Here is an 8,339-nt window from a genome sequence, read left to right as displayed (position 1 = left end):
CCGCGTTGGCGGCCAATTACTCCGAAGCCGAAGCGTTGTTTCTGTCGGGGAAAATTGACGAGGCGGAAGAAATCGCCAAGGCCGAAGTCGACCGGGGGATTTGGAATCGTCGCTGGTCGGAACTGCTGATTCGATGCCAACTGGCGACCGGGCAATACGAACCGGCGCTGGAAACCTACGACGCTGCGATCGGCCGCTATCCGACCAGTTTGCCGCTCCGTGTGCTGGGAATCGATGTCACCCACTTCAACGACCTGCCTGATCGCGCTGCCAGTGAAGCGGCGATGATTCAGCGTTACTTGCAGACCGGCCAGTTGAAGTATGCGACGTCCGATACGCTGATCGCCGCGGGACGTTTTTTTTCCGACAATGGAATCGACGCCCGGATCATTCTCAAAAATTTTTACGACCGCGTGCTCGAGACAGATCCCACCAATCTCGAAGCGTTGATCGCCACCGCCGAGCTGGCGATCAGCAAAGGTGATTTTGCCGTCGCCGCCGAAACCGTCGCCAAAGCCCAGCAACGCGAACTCAAAGACGCTCGGCTGGATTACTTGCGTGCCGTCGCGTTGCAGACGTCCAACCCGCAACAAGCTCAAGTGGCACTCGTCCAATCGCTGCGGCTCAATCCGGTCTATGAACCGGCGTTGATCCTGAAAGCGGAAAAGGAGATTGATCGCGAAGACTACGCCGGAGCGGAGGCGACGATCGAGCGGATGCTGAAAACGAATCCCAAGAGCCCTGCTGCGTTCGCGCTCAAGGCCGTGCTCGCCCACCTGGACGGCGACTACGACAAAGAGAAAGCGTTCCGTGAACAGGCACTGCAGTGGTGGCCGACCAACCCCGAAGTGGATCATCTGATCGGACGCAAATTGTCCGACAAGTACCGTTTCGCCGAGGGGGCCCACTATCAGCGATTGGCGTTGACGTTTGATCCCTCGCACATCCCGGCCACGTTCCAGTTGGCGCAAGATCTGTTGCGTCTGGGCGATGATGACGTCGGCTGGAAACTCGCCGAACAGGTCAACACCGAAGATCCGTACAACGTCGTCGCCTACAACTTGATGACACTGAAAGATCGCATCGACGGGTTCGAGACGATCCGTGCCAGCGAGGCCAAGGGAGCGCCGCGTGTCGTCGACGACCCGGTCGGCGAGTTGGGCTTTGAGGAACACCGCGAACCGGGAGAGATCCTGATTCGAATGGATCCGCGTGAACGCCAGGTCTATGGCAATGCAGTCGCGGAACTGTTGTCCGAAGCCAAGCAGGTGCTTTGCGAAAAGTACCAATTGGAACTGACACGCCCCGTGATCGTGGAGATCTTTCCCAAGCAAAGCGATTTCGCGATCCGTACCTTCGGGCTTCCCGGCGGCGAGGGGTTTCTGGGGGTGTGCTTCGGACGCGTGATCACGGCCAACAGCCCGGCGTCGCAAGGGCCGCGGCCGTCGAACTGGAAAAGCGTGCTGTGGCACGAATTTTGCCACGTGATCACGCTGACCAAAACCAAAAACCGAATGCCGCGATGGTTGAGCGAAGGGATCTCTGTCTATGAAGAGCTTGAGCGGGACCCCCGATGGGGACAGTCGATGACCGCCCGTTATCGAGAGATGATCCTGGGCGACGACTTCACCCCGGTGTCCCAATTGAGCGGTGCATTCCTCAATCCGCCCTCACCAACCCATCTGCAATTCGCGTACTACGAATCATCGTTGGTCGTCCGTTACCTGGTCGACCAGTACGGTGCGGAAGCGTTGAACGCGACGCTCGAGTCGCTTGCCGAAGGCATTCCGATCAACGAAGCGTTGGCGAAAAACATCGCGCCGATGGAGCGGATCGAAACCGGCTTTGCTGAATATGCGCGCAAGTTGGCCACTGATTTTGGCAGCGGGCTGGAGTTCACGCGTCGCCAGTCGCCCGATGAACCAGGAAATGAAGACGCCGACCCGGCAGAAGTTTTGAAGTGGGCCGAGGAGAACCCCAACAACTATTGGGCCCGCATGACGATGGCACGGGCGGCGCTGGCGAGGAAGCAATACGCCGACGCGGCGGGGCACCTTGCGTTTTTGGTGGAGAAAAAGGCCGCGACGGGCGAATCGGAAGGCGTGCTGGAATCGCTTGCGGTCTGTTACCGCGAACTGGGAGAGGTAGAGAAAGAGCGTGAGGTTTTGAAACAGCTTTTTTCCGTTTCTTCCGATGCTTTACCGAGTTTGCAGCGTTTCATTGAAATGGAGAAATCGCAAAACGACTGGTCGTCGGTGCTGCAGTCTGCCGTCCATGCACTTGAGATTCAGCCGTTCGCGCTGGACGTGCATCAATCGCTGGTGACGGCGTGTCGTGAGCTGGATCAAAGCGAGAAAGCGATCGAGTCGCTGCGTGCCCTGCAAGCGATGGACCCGGTGGACGTAGCCGGTCTGGAGTTTCAAATGGCCGAGTCGCTGGCCGCCGCCGGCGAGATCGACGCGGCAACCGAGCACCTGATCGACGCCTTGTTGATCGCGCCGCGGTATCGCGATGCCCACCACTTGCTGCTCGCGCTGCAACAACAGCCGACGCCGGCTGATGAGAAGCCCGACGCGACTGAGCAAGACGCGGCCGATTCGCCCGATGCTTCGCCTGCGGGCGAAGCCAAACCGTCCGAGATTCCTGCTGCGGAGAGTGTCGACGAATGATGCGCCAACGATCCAAGACCTTCGTGATGCTGACGGTGATGTTGGTCGTCGGTGCGGCCGGCATCGCATTGGCCCAGTGGGGACGTCGCTTTCGCAGCATCGAAGAAGACCGTCGTGGCGTTCCGCAGTGGGAGGTCGATCGGCAATTCCCCGGCGACACCTTCACCTTCGCGCGGGTCTACTACGACTCGTATTACGGTCGCGGACGGGGCGGCGGCGGCTGGCGGACGGATTACCCCGACAGTGACCTGAATTTCTCGTTGCGGCTGCAGCAACTGACGACGATCAAAGTCAATCCGGATCCCGTGATCGTGAATCTGACCGACGAAAACCTGTCGGACTATCCGTTCCTGTACCTGATCGAACCCGGCGGGTTGGTGTTCAGTGAAGCCGAGGTGGTGGCGCTACGCAAGTATTGTTTCAACGGCGGCTTTCTGATGGTGGACGATTTCTGGGGCGACACCCAGTACGAAAACCTGGCGTTCGAACTCGAACGAGTCTTTCCCGATCGCAAGCCTTTCGAAGTCCCGCTGGACCACGAGATCTTTCACAACGTTTACGACATGAAAGAAAAGCCGCAAGTCCCAGCCATCGGCCGGGCTTGGGGATCGGTCACTTGGGAAGACACCCGCGACGGCAGCGACAACAGCGTGCCGCACTATCGCGCGATCGTCGACGACAAGGATCGGATCATGGTCTTCATCTGCCACAACACGGATCTGGGTGACGGTTGGGAACGCGAAGGTGAAGACGAAGAGTACTTTCGTGAGTTTTCGGTCAAAAAGGCCTATCCGATGGGCATCAACATCGTCACCTACGCCATGACTCACTAAACCGCCGCCCGTTATACCCCGCCCATTGAATCGCGTGTTCGAGTTCCATTTCCGTTTTGCCTTTCATCACTTCATCAGCGGCTTCCCACATCGGGACGCCTTTCATTGTTCGGACCCACCTAGCAACTAGCCAATGACAGTCACTGACACCAACGTGGTCGAGCAGATCCAAGAGGCCCGCGAAAAAATCGTCGGCGAACTTTCCAAAACCATCGTCGGGCAGCACGACGTCATCGAACAGTTGCTGATCAGTCTGCTTGCCGGCGGCCACTGCTTGATCACCGGGCCTCCCGGGTTGGCGAAAACCTTGCTGGTCCGCAGCGTCGCCCAGGTGTTTCATTTGCAGTTCAGCCGCATCCAGTTCACGCCCGACCTGATGCCGGTCGATATCGTCGGGACCGAGATTTTGGAGGAAACGAAGGACGGGCATCGTGGTTTGACGTTTGTCAAAGGGCCGGTGTTTGCCAATGTGATCTTGGCCGACGAGATCAACCGAACGCCGCCCAAGACCCAAGCGGCGATGCTCGAAGCGATGCAAGAACACCAGGTGACGGCGGCCGGCACGCGTTACGAATTGCCCGAACCGTTCTTCGTCTTGGCGACGCAAAACCCGATCGAAATGGAAGGCACCTACCCGCTGCCGGAAGCCCAACTCGATCGGTTTCTGTTCAACGTCAAAATCGATTACCTGCCGCCGGAGGACGAATTGTCGGTGGTGTTGCGGACGACCGCGTCGAAACCCGAGCCGATCAATCCGCTGTTCTCCGGCGAAGACGTGTTGCAGTTTCAACAAACCGTCCGCGACGTCCCGATCGCGACGCCGATCGCGGAATACGCCGTCAAGATCGCTCAAACCACCCGTCCCAATCGCGACGGCTCGCCGGACTTTGTCAACGAATGGGTCGGCTGGGGTGCCGGCACACGCGCCTCGCAAACCCTGGTGCTGGGCGCCAAGGCTCGCGCGTTGTTGATGGGCCGCGCCCATGTCCAAACCGACGACATCGTCGCGCTGGCGCATCCGACGCTGCGTCACCGCGTGTTGCCGACCTACAAGGCCGAAGCCGAAGGGGTCACGATCGAGCAAATCATCGACAAGCTGTTGGAGACGATTCCCAAGCCATGAGCGCCGCTGCGAATGCCGGGGCGCCCCCCGTGCGACGAAACACTGCCGGACCGCCTTCCGCCGGATCGAATTCGAATGCGAATGATCGCGCCGGTGTCGACCCCGCGGCACTGATGCGGATCAAGAGTTTGAAACTGCGCGCCAAGACGGTGGTCGAAGGCTTTTTCTCCGGCTTGCATCGCAGTCCGACCCACGGCAGTTCGATCGAGTTCAGTGAATACCGCGCTTACGTGCCCGGTGATGACTTGCGCAACCTCGATTGGAAGCTCTACGCGCGGAGCGATCGTTACTTCATCAAGAAATTCGAAGACGAGACCAACCGGCGTTGCTACCTGGTCGTCGATCAAAGCCGTTCGATGGGCTATGGATCGATCGAGTACAGCAAGATGGAATATGCCCGTACGGTCGCCGCGACACTGGCCTATTTCTTGACCATGCAACACGACGCGGTCGGTGTGTTGACGTTCGATGCGGAACTCGGTGATTTTCTGCCGGCGAAACTCGGTGCAAAACAATTTCATCAGATTCTGGTCGAACTGTCTCGTCCGGCGGTCGGTAAGGGCACCGACATCGAAGCCCCGCTTCGCCAAGTGACTTCGTTGGTGCCGCGTCGCGGGCTGGTGATTTTGATGAGCGATCTACTGGCACCGCCGGGCATGCTGAAGACACAATTGGCGGCGCTTCGCGCACGCGGCCACGAAGTCGTGTTGTTGCGGATGATCGATCCGGGTGAACTTGAGTTGGGGATCAAGGATCCGGCGATGGTGACCGACGTCGAAACCGGCCGACAGATCTACGTCGACCCGGCCGCGGCGAAAGCCAACTACGCCGAGCGATTCGAGCAACATCGCCGTGAAATCGAATCGATTTGTGAATCGACGGGCGTGGGGTTCTATGAACTGATCACCGACAAACCGCTCGATCTGGCGCTGTCGAGTTTGATCCACGCCAGGAACCGACTCGGCAAGTCGGGGCACCGGTCGATCAGCGAGGGAGTGCGACGATGAGTTTTTTGGCACCGCTGTACTTTCTGGGCGCTTTGGCTGTTGCCGGGCCGATCCTGTTTCACTTGATTCGGCGACAACCCAAGGGCGAAGTCGAATTCAGTTCGCTGATGTTTCTCGATTCGACGCCGCCGCGATTGACACGCCGCAGCCGACTGGAGAACTGGCCGCTGTTGTTGTTGCGATGCGCGGCGATCTTGCTGCTCGCCTTCGCTTTCGCCAGACCGTTTCTGCCGCTGTCGGAATCCGATTCGGTAGAAGGCGTCAAACAGGCGGTGATCGTGTTGGTCGACCAGAGTGCGAGCATGAAACGCGCCGGCTTGTGGGACCAGGCGACCAAAAAGGCGAAACAGATTTTGGAGCAGGCAGACGACGAGACATTGTTTTCGGTGATTGCCTTTGATTCGGTACCGCGAACGATGTTGTCGCTGGAGGAATCCACTCGGTTGGTCGCAGACACCCGCAAGAGTGCCGCACGGGATGCGATCGATCAATTGTCACCGACATGGGAATCGACCGATGTCGGCAAAGCCATCCGGTACGCCGCCGATCAGGCAGCGCTGCTGGAACTCGGGGAAACGGAGAATGCGTCGTCCACGCCGAACAATCCAAATGCCAGCGCGACGATCGAAACCCGCATCGTGCTGTTGAGCGATCTGCAGTCCGGCGCGGAAATCGAAACGCTGCAGGGATATGAGTGGCCCAGTCGTGTATGGCTGGACATGGAATCGCTGATCGCCACCACTCGCGGAAACGTCAGCCTGCGGGTGATGCCACAGATGCCAGCAGCCGACACCGATGAAGCCATTCGAGAGGCGGCAGCTGATGTCGTCCGTGTCCAGGTGGCGCAAACCGACGATGGCGAGACGTCCACGTTCCGACTGCGTTTCGAAAACCAGGACGAGGATGCCGCAGTGATCCAAGTGCCACCGGGGCAAACGCGTTTCTTTTCGGTCAAGTTGCCCGAATCCGGTGAAGCCGGCGACCCGGTGCGGACGGCGACATTGACCGTTTCGGGAGACCGCGACAGTTTTGACAACACGTTCCATTTCATTCGCCCCAAACGCATCGAGCAAGAAGTTCGCTTCGTCGAAGCATCGCGCAACGCCTCGCGTCCCAGCGAGCCTTCGGCCGAATCCGACTCGGAATCGTCGGTTCGTGAAACCCTCTCGTTCTATGCCAACCAAGTGCCCTGGTCCGACCCCACGCGGGAGGTCACGTTGAAGCTGCGGACCGAGGATGATTGGAGCGAAGGTTTGGATCCCGCCACGACGCCGCTGCTGATCATCAACGCTTCGGCGACACTGGAGTCCGGCCGCGAGACCATCGAACAATACCTGTCATCCGGCGGACGCGTTCTGGTGGTGCTCGATCGGGCCGTCGACGGTGCCACGGTTGCCGCGCTGGCGAGCTTGTTGCAATCTCCCGGACTGGCGATCGGTGAATCCGAAACGGAAGACTACCGCTTGATCGCTTCGGTCGATTTTAAGTCCGCGCTGATCGCTCCGCTTTCGGATCCCGGGGTGAACGATTTCAGCAACATTCGAATTTGGAAGCACCGTCGGCTTGACGGGCTCGGTGAAATGCCCAGCGTGACGCTGAAGTTGGACGATGGTTCGCCGCTGTTGATCCGACGAGATGTCGCCAACGATGATCCGGATCTTCCCGCTGGTAAGGTTTGGGTCTTGACGAGTGGCTGACAACCATCGGAAAGCCAGTTGGCGTTGTCGACCAAGTTTGTCCCGATCCTGCTGGGCATGTTGGGGCGAAACATGCAGCTTGCCCCGGAATCACTGATCGTCGGTGAATCACTCGGCGACGATGCGATCGCGACCGAACCGGGGTTTGTCGAGGTCGATGGAGAAACGTACGCGGTCAACTTGGATCCAACGGAAAGTGTGACGACGTCGTTCGACCAGGATCGGATCGTCCAGTTCGGTGCCGTCGTCTCGTCGCCGCTGGCGCGACAGCAGGAACAAACCGCCGAGCGGGCATTGCGTGACATCGAATTGGAAGCCCGGCAAGGCTGGTGGCAATGGTTGATCTTGGCCACGCTCGGATTCATCGCGGCGGAAACACTGCTCGCCGCCAAAGACTCCACCCGTCAACAGGCAGCAGCATGATGTTTCATCCAGCAACAATGTGGCAAAAGGTTTCAAACGCCGATCGCATCGGCTTGAGTGTTGGTGTGCAGGCTTTCGCCGCCTACGCTCGCTGCGACGCAGCGACCAGAAGTCGCCTAAAGGCTATACACCAACGGTTGCTGATGCCCGTGCGATTCGTTTCAGACATCATTTCTTCTCCAAAACCGCGAACTCCGTCCCAGGTGACGAAACGATGAGCGACACCCCCACCACCGGAAACGATCTTCGATTCGATTCCAAGCTCGGCATGGCGGAACGTCAACTCGAGCGCATTCGGCGTGAGATGAAGCATGTTTCCGGTCGTGTCCGATCAAGACACTTTTGGACGTTGTTGGCGGTGTTTGCGATCATCGCGATGTTGTTCGCGTTGATGTTTCGCGGGGCGCAATTGTCCGGACAAATCGACGATGCCACCACATGGGCGTTGAACGCGTCAGTGTTGGTGATCGCGGTGGTTGCGTCGTGGGTTCTGTCGAGTCGACTGGCCGGGGGCGTGCAAGCGACGGCTTCGAAGATCGAAACCGCGTTTCCGGGGTTGGGCGAACGGCTTTTGACGGCGGCTTACT

7 protein-coding genes are annotated in these 8,339 nt (G+C 59.0%); all 7 read left to right on the top strand.

Annotation, left to right across the window (positions count from 1 at the left end):
- The coding region (locus tag ABX749_RS13465) for a tetratricopeptide repeat protein (RefSeq protein WP_372896431.1) at positions 1-2,669 on the top strand (2,669 nt) is incomplete at its 5' end.
- Complete coding sequence (locus ABX749_RS13460) at positions 2,666-3,502, top strand: DUF4159 domain-containing protein (RefSeq protein ID WP_145208119.1); 837 nt, start codon at positions 2,666-2,668, stop codon at positions 3,500-3,502. The genes ABX749_RS13465 and ABX749_RS13460, both read left to right, overlap by 4 nt.
- A 133-nt stretch (positions 3,503-3,635) precedes the next feature.
- Positions 3,636-4,625: a MoxR family ATPase gene (locus ABX749_RS13455; protein ID WP_145208117.1), complete on the top strand. Its 990-nt coding sequence runs from the start codon at positions 3,636-3,638 to the stop codon at positions 4,623-4,625.
- Positions 4,622-5,632 (top strand): DUF58 domain-containing protein, encoded by a 1,011-nt coding sequence (locus ABX749_RS13450; protein WP_145208115.1) that lies wholly within the window; start codon positions 4,622-4,624, stop codon positions 5,630-5,632. Before ABX749_RS13455 ends, ABX749_RS13450 begins: the two co-directional genes overlap by 4 nt.
- Positions 5,629-7,329: a BatA domain-containing protein gene (locus tag ABX749_RS13445; protein WP_372896430.1), complete on the top strand. Its 1,701-nt coding sequence runs from the start codon at positions 5,629-5,631 to the stop codon at positions 7,327-7,329. The genes ABX749_RS13450 and ABX749_RS13445 overlap by 4 nt, the downstream gene beginning before the upstream one ends.
- Positions 7,330-7,347: 18 nt before the next feature.
- Positions 7,348-7,752, top strand: a complete 405-nt coding sequence (locus tag ABX749_RS13440; protein ID WP_372896429.1) for a hypothetical protein — start codon at positions 7,348-7,350, stop codon at positions 7,750-7,752.
- Between the two features lie 214 nt (positions 7,753-7,966).
- On the top strand, positions 7,967-8,339 hold a 373-nt coding region (locus tag ABX749_RS13435; protein WP_372896428.1), incomplete at its 3' end, for a hypothetical protein.

This window comes from Stieleria sp. (assembly GCF_041595215.1).
Classification (GTDB): Bacteria; Planctomycetota; Planctomycetia; order Pirellulales; family Pirellulaceae; genus Stieleria; species Stieleria magnilauensis.
This window is presented reverse-complemented; position numbering and strand designations above follow the sequence as displayed.